This is a genomic window from Celeribacter baekdonensis B30 (assembly GCF_000299875.1).
Lineage (GTDB): Bacteria > Pseudomonadota > Alphaproteobacteria > Rhodobacterales > Rhodobacteraceae > Celeribacter > Celeribacter baekdonensis_A.
Window position 1 is genome coordinate 43,644 of the sequence record NZ_AMRK01000011.1, and the last position, 19,147, is coordinate 62,790.

The following is a 19,147-nucleotide window of genomic DNA, read 5'->3' on the forward strand; positions in this document are numbered from 1 at the left end:
GCGTTTCGCACGGGAGAGCAGATCATGGTCGCACGGACCTTTAGCGTCGCATTCGAAGGCGTCGAGGCCCGCCGGGTCGAGGTTCAATGTGCCATCGCACCCGGTCTACCCAGTTTCACCATCGTCGGCCTGCCGGACAAAGCCGTCACAGAGGCCCGCGAACGCGTCCGCGCGGCTTTGGCGTCAATGCAAATCGCCCTGCCTTCGAAAAAATTGGTTATCAACCTCTCCCCTGCTGATCTGCCGAAAGCAGGCTCGCATTTCGATTTACCCATCGCCTTGGCCATCCTCGCCGCCACCGGATTGATCCCTGAAGAGCAGGCTGAAAAAACCCTCTCGTTGGGCGAATTGGCCCTTGATGGCTCACTCGTCGCGGTCAATGGCGCACTGCCCGCCGCGTTGAAAGCCGCCGAGTTAGACTGCGTTCTGGCCTGCCCCGAGGGGTGCAGCGCCGAGGCCGCTTGGGTTGGCGCGACGCCGGTTTATGGGGCCAAAACGCTGGCGCATTTGCTACGCCATTTCACTGGCGACCGTCCGCTGCATGCCGCAGAGCCGGGCGAAGTGTCCATGCCCGAGCATCGCAAAGACATGCGCGATGTGAAGGGGCAGGAAAAGGCCAAACGCGCGATGGAAATTGCCGCTGCGGGCGCGCATCACCTATTTTTGGTCGGCACGCCGGGGTCAGGCAAGTCGATGCTGGCGGCTCGATTGCCGTCGATTTTACCCCCCTTGTCGGCGCAAGAAGCACTTGAAACCTCGATCATTCATTCGCTCGCGGGTCTCTTGTCCGAAGGCGGTATTTCCCGCGCCCGACCGTTTCGCGAACCGCATCACACCGCCTCCATGGCGGCCATCGTCGGCGGTGGGCGCGGCGCGCAACCGGGCGAGATTTCCCTGGCGCATAACGGGGTTTTGTTTTTGGACGAATTGCCCGAATTTCCGCGCGCCGTCTTGGAAACCCTGCGCCAGCCGGTTGAAAACGGTGAGGTCATGGTGGCGCGCGCCAATGCCCATATGCGCTATCCGGCGCGGTTCATGTTGGTGGCGGCGGCGAACCCGTGCAAATGCGGCTATCTGCCCGATCCGGCCCGCGCCTGCGCCAAGGTGCCTTTATGTGGCGAGGATTATTTGGGGCGCATTTCCGGGCCCTTGATGGATCGGTTCGATCTGCGGCTCGAAGTGCCCCCGGTGCAGTTTATGGACCTCGATCTGCCGCCTTCGGGCGACAGCTCCGCCGTGATTGCCGCGCGCGTGGCCGAGGCGCGCAGACTGCAAACTGTGCGGCTGGAGGGCACAGGCATGCGCACCAATGCGGAGATCGAAGGGAAAATGTTGGAGGAGACGGCCACGCCCGATGCGGAGGGTCGGACACTTTTGACCATGGCGGCCGAGAAACTGGGCCTGACCGCGCGCGGCTATCACCGGGTGATGCGGGTGGCGCGTACCATTGCCGATCTTGCCGGCGAAACGAACGTGCGCCGGCCACATGTGGCCGAGGCACTGAGCTATCGGGTGGTGTCAAATACGCTCAATTAGCGGCGGATCATGGGCGATGATGAACGCGGCGGTCTCCGATATGGCCTGTCGCGCCTCCGGGAAAAACCCGTCAAACATGTGCCACACATGCGGCGCACCATGGGTCAGGCTGAGGGTCGCCTCCACGCCTTGTCGGTTCAAATGATCCGCCATCCGCACCGCATCATCGCGCAGGATTTCGCATTCAGACGCCTGAAGCAGTACCGGCGGACCATCGGGGAAGCTGGCAAAAAGTGGCGAAACCTGTGGCTGATTTGGGTCCGTGTCGCCCAAAATCATTTGAGTGAGATCACGGGCGCGTTCGACCGGAAAAAAATGGTCGCGTTTGGCATTTGAGACAAAAGATGGGCTTGAAAGAGTCAGGTCGGTGAAGGGCGACCATGCGAATGCAGACGCCGGCGGAGTGCCGCGTTGACAGAGTTCGGACAACAGCGAGAGCGCCAAACCGCCCCCCGCGCTGTCACCGCCGAGGCTGATGTCTTGGGGGGCATAGCCCGACGCCAAAAGCGCGTCCCAAACCAGACAAGCGTCCTCAAACGCTGCCGGCAGAGGATGTTCAGGGGCCAAACGATAGGCCGGAAGAAACACGGACCGGCGCGCCAATTGCGCCAAGCGCGACGCCAAGCGTTTATGGGTCTGCGGGCTCCCGGCGACATAGCCGCCGCCGTGGAAAAACAGAATCACCCGCTCCTCATCCGCGTCAGGCGGGTGAATCCACAGACCCGGAAATCCCAGCGCATCATGGCGCACTTCGGTGGACAAGGTGACCGGTACGGACAACCGCGCGGCCAGATCTATGCCGTCACGCAGGGGCACTGGGTTTTGCGCATGGGTAAACGCGGCGCGCACGATGGGGCTCAATGCACTGGCAAGGACCCGCATCCTGTAGCTCATGCGCGTTTGGCCTCAATCGCCAGCCAAATCAACTCCGCCGTGTTGGTTCCGTCAAAACGCTCAAGCTCCTGAATGCCCGTGGGCGAGGTCACGTTGATCTCGGTGAGGTAATCACCGATCACGTCAATGCCGACAAAAACCTGACCTTTTTCTTTCAAAAGCGGGCCGATTTTGGCGCAAATCTCACGATCGCGATCAGTCAATCCGACCTTTTCGGGCCGACCACCGACATGCATGTTAGACCGGGTTTCGCCCTTTTGTGGCACGCGGTTGATCGCGCCCACAGGTTCGCCATCGACAAGGATGACCCGTTTGTCGCCGTTTGACACATCGGGCAAAAATTTCTGAACGATCATCGGCTCGCGAGACAGGCCGGTGAAAAGTTCATGCAGGGACGATAGATTGCGATCATTTGGGTCCAGACGGAACACGCCCGCGCCGCCATTGCCATAAAGCGGCTTCAAAATAATATCGCCGTGCTTTTCTTTGAAAGCGCGGATCGTCCCGAGATCGCGCGCAATGGCTGTCGGCGGGGTCAGCTCTGGGAAATTCAGAACAAGCAGTTTTTCCGGGTAATTGCGCACCCAAAACGGGTCGTTGACCACCAATGTGCCGGGCATGATCATGTCGAGCAAATGGGTCGTGGTAATATACCCCATATCGAACGGCGGATCTTGGCGCAGCCAGACCACGTCATAATCAGAGAGATCGACCTCCGTCATTTCGCCCAATGTGTAGTGATCGCCCTCAACCCGGCGCACCTCAATCGGCCAGCCACGCGCGGTGATCCGCCCCTCTTGGAAGGCAAGATGGTCCGGCGTGTAGTAAAACAACGTATGCCCGCGCTTTTGCGCCTCTTCCATGATGCGGAACGTGCTGTCGGCGTTGATGTTGACCGGACCGATCGGGTCCATCTGAATTGCGACTTTTAACGATTTCGGTGTGGGCAAGGCTCGTCTCCCGAGAATGGTTTTCTCTTAGATGGACCAGCCCAGCCGCGCATTCAATGGGAATGTCCTGTGCGGGAATTCACATGAGCCTTTTACATCAAAGCATTTTCTAGAATTTCGACATGGCCCGACGCATCCACCAGCGCCACATCTATGCGCATATCGGTGAGCAGCCCCTTGGGCTGTTGGCCAATGTAATCTTCGGCACTGGCGCAAATGCGCGCGATTTGTTTTGGACGCAGATGTGCGGCGGCGGCGCTGAGGGTTTTTGAGGCTTTGACCTCGACAAAAATGAAACCGTCGCCGTTGCGGAAGATCAAATCAATTTCCCCACCCGCGCCGCGCCACCGCGCATGTGCCAAGTCATGGCCTTGGGCCTCATAGTAGCGCGCAACACAAGCTTCGGCGGAGTGACCAAACTCGTAGGCCATGCGCCCGCGCGTTTGGCGGGCGGCAACCGGGTCATATCCGACAAAATCAAAGGACACGCTTTTCTCCTACTGCGGCGAATTTTGATCCGTGATCGCGAGCGCCATTTGATAGGCATCGCGTTTTTTCAATCCATGTTTTTCGGCCACCTCCGCCGCGGCGTCTTTGACCGACATCGTTTCCAAGGCCCGCCTCAAATCCGCCTCAAGATCGGCCTCGGATATCTCTTCATGCTCTGCGCGTCCGACCAAAAGCACAATTTCGCCTTTCACCGGACTGTCGCGCAGGCTTTCTTCAAGCTCCGCCAGACTGCCCTTTCGCACTTCTTCAAACCGCTTGGTCAACTCGCGACACAGGGCCGCCGGTCGGTTTCCCCCCAAAGTCTCACACAATTCTCCTAACGTTTTATGAATCCGCTTTGGGCTTTCATAAAACCCAAGCGTGGCCTGAACCGGAGCGAAGGAGGTAAAGAATTTCAACCGAGCCCCACGAGAGGACGGGGGAAATCCGGCAAAAAGGAACCGATCAGAGGGCAATCCCGAAATGGTCAGAGCCGCAATCATCGCGGAGGGACCGGGCGCAGAGGTCACAGGGATGCCTTGAGCGAGCGCCTCGCGGCACAGCACAAAGCCGGGGTCGGCCACCAAGGGCGTGCCGGCCTCAGACGCATAGGCCACGGATTTGCCTTCTTGCATCAGAGCGATCAACCGAGGCCGGGCCTGAGCACCGTTGTGATCATGATACGCATAGATGTGGCGGCCATTGAGAGGAACGCCATGGATTTCCATCAATTTGCGCAAAGTGCGTGTGTCTTCGGCGGCCAAAACATCCGCAGAGGCGAGAATATCGAGCGCACGCAGGGTGATATCGCGCGCATTCCCGATCGGAGTGGCGAGAAAATGAAGGCCAGCGGGAAGATGCTTGACTTGGTAAATCACATGAGTTCCGGGTCTTTGCGGCGTTTACTCTTTGGGGCGTGTCGCATAGTCTGCGAAGATGTCTAAAAGACCCAAGTTACCAAGAGTTCGCCGTCAGGAGTGAGGTTCCCCTATGTTCGCTGTTCTAAGCGCCGCCCGCAAGTCCATCAAGAAACTTGCGCTGGCTTTGTCTTTTACCGCCCTTGCCGCCTGTGACCCCGGCGCGCTTCAGGTTGGTGGCGGTCCGACCATCAACACAAGCAAACCCGTGCCGGTCGCACTTTTGGTGCCTTACGAATCGCAACAGGGCGGCGACGTTGCCCTGGCGCAGTCCCTGGAGAACGCGGCTCGTTTGGCGATGGCGGATCTTCAGGGCGTGACGATTGATTTGCGGGTCTATGCCACCGGTGGTCAAGCCGAACGTGCCTCGGCGGTCGCTTCGCAAGCGGTCAAAGACGGGGCCAAGATCATCCTTGGTCCGGTGTACGGCGGCTCGGCCAAATTGGCGGGCATTCCGGCCGCCAACGCGGGCATCAATGTCTTGTCCTTCTCCAACAATCCGGACATTGCAGGCGGCAACGTCTTTATCCTCGGCGATACCTTTAGCAACACGGCCAACCGTCTTGTGTCCTATGCCAAGGCCAATGGCAAAACCCGGATCATGGTTGTGAACGGCCAAAGCCCGGCGGAGAATTCCGGCGCGAGTGCGATCAAAACCGCCATCGCCCGCGAAGGTGCGACATTCGCCGGAGAACAGAGCTTTGAGTTGAGCCAACAGGGGGTAGTGCAATCCATCCGCCCCATCGCCGCCACCGCGCGCAGCTCTGGTGCGGATGCGATTTTCTTTACCTCGGGCAATGACGGTGCCATGCCGCTTTTGGCGCAGATGTTGCCGGAAAACGGCATCAAATCGCCGCAGCCGCAATTCATCGGCCTACAACGCTGGAATTTCCCCGCCTCCGCGCTGAGCCTGCCAGGTCTGCAAGACAGCTGGTTTGCCATCCCAGACCAACGCCTCGTCAACAGCTTTTCCAACCGCTACTCCGCCCAATACGGCACAGCACCGCATGCTTTGGCGGGCCTTGCCTATGACGGGATTGCGGCAATTGGAGCCTTGGTGCAGTCCGGCAACCAAAACGCCCTCACCACTCAAGGCCTGACCCGCGGCTCCGGCTTTGTCGGTGTGAACGGGATTTTCCGACTTCTGCCCGACGGGACCAACGAACGTGGCCTCTCCGTGGCGACCATCCAAAACAATCAGGTAATCGAGATTGACCCTGCACCAAGATCCTTCGCGGGCGCTGGCTTCTAACGACCCCGCCCTTGCTGACTTTGTTCCGGCCCCGGCCGGCAGCCTGATTTGCTCTGAAACGGCAATTTTCGACGTCTCCGCCGTGGCGGAGGCGTTGGATGCCGCTTGGGTGGGGGCGAAAGATGCGGCGGCCCTGCGCAAAGCCACCGTGAGCGTCCTCAATGCGGCACAAGACAAAGGCCGCGCCACCATTGCCGCCGCCATTGCCGAAGCCCCGCGTAATGCCCGCCCGGCAGTACGGTCCTACGCTTGGCTTACCGATTGCCTCGTCACCTCGGTGTTGTTCACGGCGCAAACCAAGCTGCACCCAAACCCCAATCCGACCGAAGGCGAACGCATCGCGATTTTGGCCGTGGGCGGGTATGGGCGGGCCGAAATGTCGCCGCACTCCGATGTCGATCTGTTGTTTCTGGCCCCCCATAAAATCAGCGGCTGGATCGAAAGTCTGGTCGAGAGCATGCTCTATATGTTCTGGGATCTGCATCTCAAAGTCGGCCATTCCACCCGCACAATCCGCGATTGCATCCGTCTGGGACGCGAAGATTTCACCATTCGTACTGCGATGTTGGAACTGCGCTATCTGGCCGGAAACCGGGATTTGGCCACTGAACTCCATGTAAAATTGCGCGACGAATTGTTTCGCACCACGGCGCGCGAATTCATCGAAGCCAAATTGCAAGAACGCGCCGAACGCCACCGCAAACAGGGCGGGCAGCGTTATGTGGTGGAACCCAATATCAAAGAGGGCAAAGGCGGGCTGCGCGATCTGCATACGTTGTTTTGGATCGCCAAATACGTCCACGGCGTGCGCAACACCGCCGATTTGGTCAAAGCGGGCGTGTTCACCGCCGAGGAGTATCGCCAGTTCGAGGAGGCCGAAACCTTTCTTTATGCCGCGCGCAATGCGCTGCACCTGATCGCCGGACGCCCTATGGATCAACTCACCTTTGATTTGCAGGTCGAGGTGGCGGATCGGTTGGGCTATATCGACCATTCCGGTCGCCGCGCAGTCGAACATTTCATGCAGGATTTCTTTCGCCATGCTACCCGCGTCGGCGAATTGACCCGGATTTTCCTGACCTCACTTGAGGCGCAACACGTCAAACAGGAACCGGCACTGCAACGGCTGTTCAAACGTCGGCGCAAGATTGACGAGCAATATGAGCTGGTCCACAACCGGCTCAATGTCCTCGATCGCAAGGCGTTTTTGGCGGACAAGCTCAATCTCCTGCGCGTCTTTGAAGAGGCGCTGCGCACCGGCTATCTGTTGCACCCGGATGTGATGCGGCTGATTTCGGCCAATCTCGATAAGATCGACAATGAGATGCGCAACACCCCCGAAGCACAGCGGATTTTCATGGATCTCCTGCTCAAACACGGCAACCCGGAACGCGCGCTGCGCCGGATGAACGAACTGGGCGTTCTGGGGGCGTTTATCCCGGAGTTTCAGTACATTGTCGCAATGATGCAATTCAACATGTATCATAGCTACACGGTGGATGAGCACACGATTCAGGTGATTTCCAATCTGGCGCAAATCGAGCGCGGCGAGTTGACCGACCCGCTGCCTTTGGCGACGAGCATCCTGGAGGCTGGCGTCAATCGCAAAGTGCTTTACGTTGCGATGTTGTTGCATGACATCGGCAAAGGCCGTCCCGAGGATCATTCGATCATCGGCGCACAGATTGCGCGCAAAGTGGCACCGCGGCTTGGCCTAAAACCGGCGGAATGCGAGACGGTGGAATGGCTGGTGCGCTATCACCTGTTGATGTCGGACATGGCGCAAAAACGTGACATTTCCGATCCGCGCACGGTGCGCGATTTTGCCAAGGCTGTCAAAACCCGCGAGCGGCTTGATCTTTTGACCGTGCTGACGGTCTGTGACATTCGCGGCGTTGGCCCAAATGTGTGGAACAATTGGAAGGCGGTGTTGTTGCGCAACTTGCACGCGCAGACGGCCTATGCGCTGGAACACGGGCTGGAAGAGGTCAACCGCGACGCACGCGAGGGTGAGGCGAAAAAGGTTCTGCGCGACAAACTGTCGAATTGGGATGCGAGCGAACGGCGCAAAGAAATTCAGCGCCATTATGGCCCCTATTGGCAAGGCCTGCCTCTGTCCGCGCATCTGGTCTTTGCCGAGCTTTTAAAGGGCATCAAAGCCGATGAAATCCGCGCTGATCTTCACCCCGATGAGGACCGCGATGCCACCCGTGCCTGTTTCGCGCTAACGGACCATCATGGCATTTTCTCACGGCTTGCTGGCGCTTTGGCTTTGGTTGGCGCCAATGTCGTGGACGCGCGCACCTATACCTCGAAAGATGGCTATGCGACCGCCGTGTTTTGGATTCAGGACAACGATGGCAATCCGTTTGAACAGGCCCGCCTGCCGCGTCTGCGCCAGATGATCGACAAGATTTTGCGCGGTGAAATGGGCGCGCGTCAGGCGCTCGATTCCCGTGACAAAATCAAGAAACGCGAAAGCAAATTCCGGGTGCCGACCTCCATCAGCTTTGACAATGAGGGTTCGGAGATCTTCACCATCATCGAAGTGGACACCCGTGATCGCCCCGGTCTTTTGTACGATTTGACCCGCGTTTTGGCCGCCAACAACGTCTCCATCGCCACCGCTCAGATCGCCACATATGGCGCACAGGTTGTGGACGTATTTTATGTCAAGGACATGTTCGGAATGAAATTCCACAGCGAATCCAAACGCCGCACCTTAGAAAAGAAGCTGCGTGAAGCGATTGATCAGGGCGCGGAACGGGCGCGCAGCGCATGAAACCCATTCGTCTTGTGCGCGGCTTTGTGACCGTGGGTGGCTGGACCTTGATGAGCCGGGTGCTTGGGTTTGTGCGCGACGCGTTGATCGCGGCTTATTTGGGCGCGGGACCGGCGGCAGAGGCCTTTGTCGTGGCCTTCTCCCTGCCTAATATGTTCCGCCGTTTTTTCGCCGAAGGCACGTTGAACGTGGCCTTTGTACCGCTGTTCTCAAAGAAACTTGAGACCACAGGGGGTGCCGAAGGGGATGCCAAACGCTTTGCCGAGGACACGCTCTCGGTCCTTGCCACGGTGCTGATCGTTTTGACGCTTTTGGCAACACTGTTCATGCCTGCTTTGGTCGCGGCCATGGCCGCCGGGTTCATTGGCGATGCGCGGTTTGATTTGGCGGTGGATTTCGGACGGATCGCCTTTCCCTATGTGGTCTTCATCTCACTCGGCGCACTGTTTTCGGGGATTTTAAACGCCACCGGACGCTTCGCGGCCGCGGCCGCGGCCCCGGTTTTGCTCAATGTTGTGCTCTCGGTCGCGATGATCACGGCGGCCAAACTGGGCTGGCCGGTGGATCGCGCGCTGATCTGGGCCGTGCCTGTGGCGGGTTTGGCGCAGCTTTTGATGGTCTGGCGCGCGGCGGCCAAGGTGGGGTTTGGCCTGCGCCCACGCCTGCCGCGTCTGACGCCCGAACTCAAACGTTTGTTTCTTTTGGCGGGTCCTGCCGCCTTGGCGGGCGGCGTGGTTCAGATCAACCTGTTGATCGGGCGGCAAGTCGCCTCTTTCTCCGAAGCTGGCGCATTGCAATATCTCAATTTGGCGGATCGGCTGTATCAACTGCCCTTGGGCGTTGTCGCCATTGCCATTGGCGTTGTGCTTTTGCCGGACCTGTCGCGACGGCTTCAGGCGGGCGACGGACAGGGCGCGCGCGATGCCTATAACCGGGCGTTTGAATTCGCGCTGTTGCTGACCGTGCCCGCCGCGATTGCGCTGATCGTGATCCCTGAGCCGTTGATTTCCTTCCTGTTTCAACGCGGTGCCTTCACACCGGAAGACGCCCATAAGACTGCCTATGCGGTGGCGATTTACGGCCTCGGGCTTCCGGCTTTTGTGATGCAAAAGGTGTTGCAGCCGCTGTATTTCGCCCGCGAAGACACCAAAACCCCGTTTCGCTTTGCGCTTTATTCGATGGTGATCAATGCGGCTGCGGCCATCGGCCTGTCTTTTTTCATCGGCTATCTTGCGGCGGCGGTCGCGACCACATTCGCCGCTTGGGGCATGGTCACGCTGTTGTGGTTTGGCAAGTCCGATATGGGTGTCGAGGTTCATGCAGACCCGCGTCTGGTCCGGCGCGCGCCGCGTATTCTGATTGCCTCTCTGATGATGGGCGCACTGCTTTATGGTGCCAATATTGCGCTCTCACCCGTGTTCGAGCTGTCGCGCGGGCTTGGCACGCTGATCTTGGTTAGCCTTGGTATCGCAGGCTATTTCGCCTTGGCCCAAGCGATTGGCGCGGTGCGATTTGTCGAACTAAAAGGCGCGGTCAAACGGCAAAATTGATGCGAATGCGGCGGTTAACGCCGCCGCAACCGCGCGATAATCCGCCCCAAAGCCCCTGGCACCAAAAGCGCCGCCGTTCCAAAGCCCGCAACAAAGCCCGCGAGTTTTGCGACCCAATCGAGAGAGCCGCCGAACAACAGGCCAAAAACCAATTGCAGCCCCATCAACAATCCGATCAGGGTGAAGGCCCGCATCCGGTTTTCCTGCATCCGACCAAGGCCAAGCCAGAGGATAAACGTGTAGGCACCGATGAAACCGTACGCCGCAGGGTAAGCGCCCAAAAGCGGCTGAGCTGTGCTTAAAACCAGACCATAGATCAGCGCGCCGAACAGGGTCGAGGCGAAGAAAATCACGAAGACCGCGACATTGCCAAAGGTCTCGCCGACCATTTTGCCCAGAGCCAAAATAAAGACGATCGCCATCAGCGCATGGGTCAAGGAATAATGCACAAATGCGTAGCTCAGGAACCGGATCACATGCTCAAGCGGCCAAGTGCCTTGCGTGCGCATCGCCTCAAAAACGGTGTCAAAGAACCCGTAATCCTCCATTGCGGCAATCCGCCAGCCCACCGCATCGGGACCACCGATGATGCCATAAGAGCCGATTTGAAACAGCGCCTCGATGCCACCCAGCACCAAAGCCAGCGCCACCACCGCAGGCGGCAAAGTGTTAAACGGCAATTCGGGACGATGCTCGGAGGGGGTGTCATTCATTTTCGGGGGCTTTCCTTGACGCGTTCGTCCTGCATAGGTAAGCGATGATCACCTAACAATCCAGTGACGGAGTTCCAGATGGAGAAGCTCGCCTTCACCCCCCGTGTTTTTTCGGGGATCAAGCCTTCGGGCGGGCTCACACTCGGCAACTACTTGGGCGCGATCAAGCGTTTCGTAGATATGCAGGGCGGTGAGTTCGAAACCATCTATTGCGTGGTGGACATGCACGCGATCACTGTTTGGCAAGACCCCGAGGATCTGCGCCATGCGACCCGTGAAGTGGCCGCAGGCTACCTTGCGGCGGGCATCGACCCGGAGAAATCGGTCTTGTTCAATCAGTCTCGTGTGTCGGCCCATGCGGAGCTCGGTTGGCTGCTCAACTGTGTCGCCCGCGTCGGGTGGATGAACCGGATGACGCAGTTCAAGGACAAGGCGGGTAAAAACGCCGAAAACGTGTCGCTTGGGCTCTATGCCTATCCTTCACTGATGGCTGCGGATATTTTGCTCTATCACGCGACCCATGTGCCCGTGGGCGAGGATCAAAAGCAACACGTCGAATTGACCCGCGACATCGCCAACAAGTTCAACCACGATTACAAGGTCGATTTCTTCCCGGAAACCATCCCGGTGATCGAAGGCCCGGCGATGCGTGTGATGAACCTGCGCGATGGGACCAAGAAAATGTCCAAATCGGGTGAATCAGACATGGAACGCGTCAATATGACCGACGACGCCGACACGATTGCGAAAAAGTTCAAAAAGGCCAAATCAGATGCGGATGTGTTGCCCGAAGAGATGGAAGGCCTTGCGGGCCGCCCGGACGCGCGCAACCTGGTGAACATCTACGCGGGTCTGTCCAATATGACTGGCGAAGAGGTTTTGGCGGTCTATGGCGGCCAAGGGTGGGGCAAGTTCAAACCCGATCTGGCCGAGCTTGCGGTCGAAAAACTCGCGCCGATTTCAAGCGAAATGAAACGCCTGATGAATGACCCGGCAGAGATTGACCGGATCATGGCGAAAGGCGCGAACAAGGCCAATGAGATCGCCCAGCCGATCCTCAATAAGACCTTTGAGATCATGGGCTTCGTGCGCTAAACAACGCGTCCCACTCAAAACAAAAGGGCGCCCAATGAGGCGCCCTTTTCGTTTTCATTGCGGTCCAAAACCTCAAACCAGCTTCACCTGTGTGCCCACTGCCACGCGGGGGTAGAGATCGGCAATCATCTCGTTATAGAGGCCGATACAGCCATCCGACGAGCGCCGCCCGATCTTGCGTGTGTCATGGGTGCCATGGATGCGGTAATATTGCCACGACAGGTACAAAGCATGGGTGCCAAGCGGGTTTTGCGGTCCGGCGGGCACAGTGACCGGCAGGCTCGGGTCGCGCTCGCGCATCGACGGCGTCGGGGTCCAGGTCGGCCCCTCCACCTTTTTGATCACCTCTGTGTAGCCGCGTTTGGTCAGTTCCTCAGAGATCGGCACCGAGGTTGGATAAAGTTTATACGACCCATCCGCAGCCCAAAAATGCAGAGCACGGCTCACCGTATCGGCGACAATCGCACCCTTTCCCAAGCTGTCGAAATGCTCGTGCCAATCAATCCGGCGAAAACTTGAGATATTGCGGCGGGCATTTTGAGGCGCTTGCAATTCATCTGGCAGGGTCAACCCGATCTCTTGGGCAAAGGCGGCTTTGGCGAGAAAGGGCGTCGCGAAGCTCAGCGCCAAAAACTTACGTCTTTTCAAATCGCTCATGTGAATGTCCTCGTCTTTTGTGCGTTGTGGGCACAAAACAGACCCATGCGGCAAAGCTCAAATCACGATAGGGTTAACTGGCCGATGAGCGGCGCAAACGCGGCTCTGATGTCACAGAAGGGATTCAAACCTGCCCTAAGTTAGGCTTGCAGCGCATCAGAATCATGGCCCGTCCCCGCCAAAGCGCATGCCCTTGCGCGTGATGTGCGCGGCTTGATCCGTTTCCCCGACAGATCAGCACCCGTTGACCCTCGGCTCTTAGGAGCCGGGGGTTTTTGGGGATCATCCCTCCATTGTATCGCGCACTGGCGGTTGCGTCGCGCGCGTAGCTCGGTCATCATCCGGCAAAGCCCAAAGATCGGGCGCCACTCAAAGAGGCCAGTATGCGCAAGTTTCTCGTCATCCTTGATGACAGTCGCGAATGTCTCAATGCCATGCGGTTTGCGGCGATGCGCGCCGCGAAATCGAACGGTGGTGTGACAATCCTCTCAATCATTCCGCCCGAGGAATTCAACCATTGGATCGGTGTCGCGGATTTGATGCGCGAAGAGACCCGTGACCGCATCATCGCCCATTACGAAGTCTTCGCCAAATGGATGCGCGACCGACAGGGCATTGATCCGGAATTGGTGATCCGCGAAGGCGAAGCGGTGCATGAAATCCTGTCTCAAATCAAGGAAGACCCATCCATCGGCGTGTTGGTTTTGGGCGCGGGCACAGAGAAATCCGGCCCCGGTCCGCTCATTTCGGCAATGATGAAACAGGCGGGGTTTTTACCGATCCCGATGACGCTTGTGCCCGGCGAGATGTCGAAAGAGCGGTTGGAGGCGGTGACCTGAGATGCCGATGCCATGGACATACCGACATTCCGAAAAAGAGTTTAAATCTTTTCTCAAGGATGCAAGGGACCGGATGGGACCGGTTCTTGAGAGTGACAAGATGGCCTATACCGCGGTCGACGGGGTGCTGCATGTGTTTCGCCGTCGCCTGACCCCACCGCAGGTGATTGCCTTTGGCGATGTCTTACCTTCCAGTTTGCGAGCGATGTTGGTCTATGGCTGGAATGTGGACGCAGTGCCTTTGCCCTTTGGCGCTCGTTCAGAGATGATCCGCGAGGCGCAGGAGTTGCGCCAGACCCACAATATCACGCCGCTCAATGTGATCGAAGCCACGGGGTACGCCCTATGGCGACATGTAAACCATCGCGATTTGACGCGGGTTTTAACCCATATTGGCCCTGAGGCTGTGATGTTTTGGCATGTGCCGGGAGTGTCGGAGAAAGAGTTGCAGCAACAGATCGTTTAGGTGTGCTGACTTTGCCCCGGCATTAGAATCATTCTAAAACTTGACTTTTGCGGACCAAACGCGCATATCCGACTATGATCCTAAGGAATATCCGAAATGTTCATTCAGACCGAATCCACACCGAACCCCGCAACCTTGAAATTCTTGCCCGGTCAGACCGTGCTTGAGGCCGGAACTGCAGACTTTCCCACAGCAGACTCTGCCGCTGCATCGCCATTGGCGCAGCGTGTGTTTGCGGTCGGCAACGTCACCGGCGTGTTTTTGGGCTCCGATTTCGTCACCGTGACCAAAGAGGACGCCACCGATTGGGACCATATCAAACCTGCCATCCTTGGCGCGATCATGGAACATTTCCAATCCGGCGCACAGGTCATGGACACACACGCCAGTGCCGCTGGCGGGCATGCAGAGCATGACGGACCCGACAGCGAGATCGTCAAACAGATCAAAGAATTGCTCGACACCCGTGTGCGCCCCGCCGTGGCCCAAGACGGCGGCGACATCACGTTCCACGGTTTTGATCGTGGCATTGTTTACCTACATATGCAGGGCGCATGCGCGGGCTGCCCCTCTTCGACCCTGACGTTGAAAATGGGCATCGAAAACCTGTTGCGCCATTACATCCCCGAGGTGCTCGAAGTGCGCCCCGTCGCGGCCTAAGTGTCTGAGATGACAGCCGAGGAGCTTGCCGCGCTCCACTCTGCCAGTTTTCAAACGCCCCGCCCATGGTCTGCCAAAGACTTCGCGGGGCTTTTGTCTATGCGCGAGAATTTTATCATCACAGGCGATGGCCCCTCTTTCATCATGGGACGCTATGCCGCCCATGAGGCCGAAGTTTTGACCCTCGCCGTCCATCCCGAAGCTCGGGGCCGTGGCTTGGGCCGGGTGATGTTGCGCGCCTATGAGGAAGAGGCAAGATCGCGCCTCGCCTTGATGTCATTCTTGGAAGTGGCGGAGAATAACACCGTCGCCATTTCGCTCTATCTTTCCGAAGGCTATAGCGAATCTGGTCGGCGTCCGCACTACTACACCACCTCCAAGAATGAGAAAATCGACGCATTGGTCCTGTCCAAGCCTCTAAAACATACGTGACCCCACGTCACAAAGCGCTGGAATGCCCAATCTCCCTCCATTGCGCGACCAAACGGTCAAAAATGGTAAAATGTGTATTGACCCTCCCTCTGTGACGCGCCCTAATCTCGCTATACTGCGAGACGATTTGCTCGCTCCATGGGCATGTGACTTGTTTTCAGACGAGGGACTGCCCCAATAGTTTAAATACCCAACGGGAGATACCCATGACCCTGACCAAAACACTCCTCGGCGCAGCTGCTGCTCTGGCCCTGACCTCTGGTGCAGCTTTGGCCGATCCGGCGATCATCTTTGACCTTGGCGGCAAATTTGACAAATCTTTTAACGAAGCCGCGTTTAATGGTGCCGAGCGTTGGGCCAAGGAAACCGGCGGGAGCTACCGCGACGTCGAGCTGCAATCGGACGCGCAGCGCGAACAGTACCTGCGCAACTTCGCGGAAAAAGGCTTTAACCCGATCGTGATGGCAGGCTTCTCCTTCGCCACCGCGCTTGAAACCGTTGCCGCCGATTTCCCGGACACCAAATTCGCCATCATTGACATGGTCGTGGATGCGCCGAACGTGCGCTCCGTGGTGTTCAACGAACAAGAGGGCTCCTATCTGGCCGGGATCGCCGCAGCTTATGCCGCCAAAGGCGACACCGTGTCCTTTGTGGGCGGCATGGACATCCCGCTGATCTCCAAATTCGCCTGTGGCTATGCCGAAGGCTTCAAATCCGTGAAACCCGAAGGCAAGGTCATCGTCAACATGACCGGCACCACACCTGCGGCTTGGAACGATCCGGTGAAGGGCGGCGAATTGACCCGCGCGCAAAAATCCGCGGGTTCTGAAGTCGTGTTCGCGGCGGCTGGCGGCACCGGTCTTGGTGTTCTGCAAACCGCAGCCGATGAGGGCATGTTGTCCATCGGCGTCGATAGCAACCAAAACTACCTCCAGCCCGGCTCGGTTTTGACCTCCATGGTCAAACGCGTCGACAACGCTGTGTATGATGCCTTCACCCAAGGCGAGAACCTTGAGACTGGCATCAATGTCATGGGCCTGTCCAACGACGGTGTTGGCGTTGCGATGGATGAATATAACGCTGCCCTGATCACGCCTGAGATGAAAGCGGCCATCGACGAGGCCACCGCAAAAATCATTTCCGGCGAAGTTGTGGTGCACGACTACATGTCCGACGAATCCTGCCCGGCATTTTAAGGGCAGCTGTCGCATGAGCGTCCAGTCTGAAGCGGGGCGGCAGGCAACTGCCGCCCCCACCGCTTCCACCGCCCCCATTGACGCGCCAGCGATTGAACTGCGCGGGATTTCCAAAGCCTTTGGCCCGGTTCAGGCCAATAAGGACATCTCGATCACGGTCAAAAAAGGCACGGTCCACGGCATCATCGGCGAAAACGGCGCGGGAAAATCCACGCTGATGTCGATCCTCTATGGCTTTTACAAAGCCGATGCGGGGACCATCCACATCAAGGGCCAAGAGGTCCAGATTGCCGACAGCCAAGCCGCGATTTCCGCTGGCATCGGCATGGTGTTCCAGCATTTTAAACTGGTCGAAAACTTCACCGTACTCGAAAATGTCATTCTGGGCGCAGAAGATGGCGGATTGCTCAAACCCTCGCTGGCGAAAGCCCGCACACTTTTAAAGCAACTCTCTGATGAATATCAACTTTCTGTCGATCCAGACGCTTTGATCGAAGATCTCTCTGTGGGCCATCAGCAACGGGTTGAGATCCTCAAAGCGCTCTATCGGCAGGCGGACATCCTGATTTTGGACGAACCCACTGGGGTGCTGACCCCAGCCGAGGCGGACCATTTGTTCCGTATTCTCGAAGGGCTGAAAGAACAGGGCAAAACCATCATCTTGATCACCCATAAACTACGCGAAATCATGGAGATCACCGATACGGTGTCCGTGATGCGCCGGGGGGAGATGACCGCAACAGTGCAGACCGCCGACACCACCCCCGAAGACCTGGCCGAACTGATGGTCGGGCGCAAAGTCTTGCTTCATGTTGAGAAAAAACCCGCCACACCGGGCGCGCAGATTCTGGAAATTGAAAACCTGCATGTTGTTGATGAGCAGGGTGTGGAACGGGTAAAAGGCATTGATTTGCATGTGCGCGCCGGTGAAATCCTTGGGATTTGTGGCGTGGCGGGCAATGGTCAAACCGAACTATTGGAGGTTTTGGGCGGCTATCAAAACGGCACGGGCACGATCCGTCTCAACGGCGAAGAGATCGACCTGACGGGCAAAAACTCCGACGGCCAATCGCGCCGTGCCCGCGGGATTTCGCATGTGCCGGAGGACCGGCATGATGAGGGGCTGATCCTGAACTTCCAAGCCTGGGAAAACATGGTGTTTGGCTATCACCACGCACCTGAATATCAAAAAAACCGCTTTTTGATGGACAATGCCGCAATCAAGGCAATGACCCAAGAGAGCATGACCAAATTCGACGTGCGCCCGCCGAACCCCAAGCTGGAGGCCAAAAGTTTTTCCGGCGGCAACCAGCAAAAAATCGTGTTGGCCCGCGAAATCGAGCGCAACCCCGACCTGTTGTTGATCGGCCAGCCGACGCGCGGGGTCGATATTGGCGCCATCGAATTCATTCACCAACAGATCGTACATCTGCGCGACGCGGGCAAAGCCATCCTATTGGTGTCGGTGGAACTCGATGAAATCCTGTCGCTGAGTGACCGGATTGCGGTGATGTTTGACGGTAAGATCATGGGCGAACGCCTGCCCTCTGAGACCAATGAAGGCGAGCTTGGCCTGATGATGGCCGGGATTGCCGAAGAAAACCCGGGGGAGGCAGGTCAATGAACAAAATGCCAAAATGGGCGGACGCCGTCCTCATTCCGTTGATCTCGATCCTCTTGGCCTTTTTGCTGTCGGGCCTCGTGATCATGGCCATCGGCAAAGACCCGGTGATGGCTATCAAAACCATGGTGCAAGGCGCGTTTGGCAACTCAAACAACATCGGTTACACGCTTTATTACACCACCAATTTCATCTTCACCGGCCTCTCGGTCGCCGTCGCCTATCACGCCCGCTTGTTCAACATCGGCTCTGAAGGTCAGGCCGCATTGGGCGGTTTGGGGGTGGCACTTGTGTGCCTTTATGTGCCTTGGCCGCATTGGGCGATTGCCCTGCCTGCGGCGATGATCGGTGGCGCTGTGTTTGGCGCAGCTTGGGCGTTTATCCCCGCCTATCTTCAGGCCAAACGCGGCAGCCATATCGTCATCACCACCATCATGTTCAACTTTATCGGCTCCGCGCTAATCGGCTACATCCTGTTGAATTACCTCAAAGTTCCGGGGTCCATGTCGACGGAAAGCGCACGTTTTGGTGCTGGGGCGCATTTGCCGACTTTCCATGAAATGTTGGCGCCCTTTGGCATCGAGTTCAACAAAAACGCCCCCGTCAACGTGTCCTTCCTGATCGCGCTTTTGGCGGCTGTTGGGTTCTATTTCCTGATCTGGCGCACCCGGCTCGGCTATGAAATCCGCGCCTATGGCCAATCGGAAACGGCGGCGAAATACGCTGGCATCAACCCGGTGCGCATCGTCGTCATCGCCATGCTGATCTCGGGCGCTTTGTCCGGCCTGATGGCAATCAACAACGTGATGGGCGAGGCCGAACGGTTGATCGACAACGCGGTCGAGGGCGCGGGCTTTATTGGCATTGCCGTGGCCCTGATGGGTCGCAACCACCCGATCGGGATCGTCTTGGCCGCGCTTTTGTTTGGCTTTTTGTACCAAGGCGGCGGCGAGCTCTCATTTTGGGAATCGATCCCGCGCGAACTGGTCGTGGTCATTCAGGCTTTGGTGATCATGTTCACCGGCGCGCTCGACAATATGGTGCGCGCGCCGCTTGAAAAACTGTTCATCGCCCTCAACAAGAAAAAGGAGGCGTGAG

18 protein-coding genes are annotated in these 19,147 nt (G+C 57.9%); 12 read left to right on the forward strand and 6 right to left on the reverse strand.

All coding sequences use genetic code 11. The features are described from left to right. Window positions 1-24 precede the first annotated feature (24 nt). Window positions 25-1,536, forward strand: a complete 1,512-nt coding sequence (locus B30_RS16795) for a YifB family Mg chelatase-like AAA ATPase (RefSeq protein WP_009573344.1) — start codon at window positions 25-27, stop codon at window positions 1,534-1,536. Here B30_RS16795 and B30_RS16800 read toward each other — a convergent pair. From B30_RS16800 to rsmI, 4 genes are all read right to left on the reverse strand, one after another. Continuing rightward, window positions 1,519-2,430, reverse strand: coding sequence for an alpha/beta hydrolase (locus B30_RS16800; protein ID WP_009573345.1), 912 nt, complete (start codon window positions 2,428-2,430; stop codon window positions 1,519-1,521). The genes B30_RS16795 and B30_RS16800 overlap by 18 nt on opposite strands. After that, a complete protein-coding gene (gene gshB / locus B30_RS16805; protein WP_269771050.1) occupies window positions 2,427-3,380 on the reverse strand; it encodes a glutathione synthase in 954 nt (317 codons plus the stop codon). Before gshB ends, B30_RS16800 begins: the two co-directional genes overlap by 4 nt. A gap of 92 nt (window positions 3,381-3,472) precedes the next feature. Further along, complete coding sequence (locus B30_RS16810) at window positions 3,473-3,868, reverse strand: YraN family protein (RefSeq protein WP_009573347.1); 396 nt, start codon at window positions 3,866-3,868, stop codon at window positions 3,473-3,475. A 9-nt stretch (window positions 3,869-3,877) separates the two neighbouring features. Then, the gene (gene rsmI / locus B30_RS16815; protein WP_009573348.1) at window positions 3,878-4,747 is read right to left on the reverse strand and encodes a 16S rRNA (cytidine(1402)-2'-O)-methyltransferase; all 870 of its coding nucleotides are present in this window, start codon (window positions 4,745-4,747) and stop codon (window positions 3,878-3,880) included. A gap of 112 nt (window positions 4,748-4,859) precedes the next feature. Between rsmI and B30_RS16820 the strand changes: the two genes are divergently transcribed. The 3 genes from B30_RS16820 to murJ are packed head-to-tail and all read left to right on the forward strand — an operon-like array spanning window position 4,860 to window position 10,370. Next, complete coding sequence (locus B30_RS16820; protein ID WP_009573349.1) at window positions 4,860-6,038, forward strand: penicillin-binding protein activator; 1,179 nt, start codon at window positions 4,860-4,862, stop codon at window positions 6,036-6,038. Next, window positions 5,998-8,820: a [protein-PII] uridylyltransferase gene (locus B30_RS16825; protein ID WP_009573350.1), complete on the forward strand. Its 2,823-nt coding sequence runs from the start codon at window positions 5,998-6,000 to the stop codon at window positions 8,818-8,820. The genes B30_RS16820 and B30_RS16825 overlap by 41 nt, the downstream gene beginning before the upstream one ends. Then, entirely contained in the window at window positions 8,817-10,370 is a 1,554-nt protein-coding gene (murJ, locus tag B30_RS16830; protein ID WP_009573351.1) for a murein biosynthesis integral membrane protein MurJ, read from the forward strand. The genes B30_RS16825 and murJ overlap by 4 nt, the downstream gene beginning before the upstream one ends. A gap of 14 nt (window positions 10,371-10,384) precedes the next feature. On the opposite strand, the gene B30_RS16835 is transcribed toward murJ, so the two are convergent. Further along, window positions 10,385-11,083: a rhomboid family intramembrane serine protease gene (locus B30_RS16835; RefSeq protein ID WP_009573352.1), complete on the reverse strand. Its 699-nt coding sequence runs from the start codon at window positions 11,081-11,083 to the stop codon at window positions 10,385-10,387. Window positions 11,084-11,161: 78 nt separating this feature from the next. Here B30_RS16835 and trpS point away from each other — a divergent pair, with 78 nt between their 5' ends. After that, the gene (gene trpS, locus B30_RS16840) at window positions 11,162-12,178 is read left to right on the forward strand and encodes a tryptophan--tRNA ligase (RefSeq protein ID WP_009573353.1); all 1,017 of its coding nucleotides are present in this window, start codon (window positions 11,162-11,164) and stop codon (window positions 12,176-12,178) included. Between the two features lie 72 nt (window positions 12,179-12,250). Here the strand turns inward: trpS and B30_RS16845 are convergent, their stop codons facing one another. Next, a complete protein-coding gene (locus B30_RS16845; RefSeq protein ID WP_009573354.1) occupies window positions 12,251-12,835 on the reverse strand; it encodes a L,D-transpeptidase in 585 nt (194 codons plus the stop codon). Window positions 12,836-13,218: 383 nt separating this feature from the next. Between B30_RS16845 and B30_RS16850 the strand changes: the two genes are divergently transcribed. The 7 genes from B30_RS16850 to B30_RS16880 all read left to right on the forward strand — a co-directional run bounded on the left by B30_RS16850 (window position 13,219) and on the right by B30_RS16880 (window position 19,146). After that, complete coding sequence (locus B30_RS16850) at window positions 13,219-13,674, forward strand: universal stress protein (protein WP_009573355.1); 456 nt, start codon at window positions 13,219-13,221, stop codon at window positions 13,672-13,674. A gap of 7 nt (window positions 13,675-13,681) precedes the next feature. Beyond that, entirely contained in the window at window positions 13,682-14,140 is a 459-nt protein-coding gene (locus B30_RS16855) for a DUF2267 domain-containing protein (protein WP_269771051.1), read from the forward strand. Window positions 14,141-14,236: 96 nt separating this feature from the next. Then, on the forward strand, window positions 14,237-14,800 hold the full coding sequence (locus B30_RS16860; RefSeq protein ID WP_009573357.1) for a NifU family protein: 564 nt from the start codon (window positions 14,237-14,239) through the stop codon (window positions 14,798-14,800). Window positions 14,801-14,809: 9 nt separating this feature from the next. Further along, the gene (locus B30_RS16865; protein ID WP_009573358.1) at window positions 14,810-15,232 is read left to right on the forward strand and encodes a GNAT family N-acetyltransferase; all 423 of its coding nucleotides are present in this window, start codon (window positions 14,810-14,812) and stop codon (window positions 15,230-15,232) included. Between the two features lie 206 nt (window positions 15,233-15,438). Then, complete coding sequence (locus B30_RS16870; RefSeq protein WP_009573359.1) at window positions 15,439-16,428, forward strand: BMP family lipoprotein; 990 nt, start codon at window positions 15,439-15,441, stop codon at window positions 16,426-16,428. 13 nt (window positions 16,429-16,441) lie between these two features. Further along, complete coding sequence (locus tag B30_RS16875; protein WP_009573360.1) at window positions 16,442-18,052, forward strand: ABC transporter ATP-binding protein; 1,611 nt, start codon at window positions 16,442-16,444, stop codon at window positions 18,050-18,052. Then, the gene (locus B30_RS16880; RefSeq protein WP_009573361.1) at window positions 18,049-19,146 is read left to right on the forward strand and encodes an ABC transporter permease; all 1,098 of its coding nucleotides are present in this window, start codon (window positions 18,049-18,051) and stop codon (window positions 19,144-19,146) included. Before B30_RS16875 ends, B30_RS16880 begins: the two co-directional genes overlap by 4 nt. Window position 19,147: the final 1 nt, after the last annotated feature.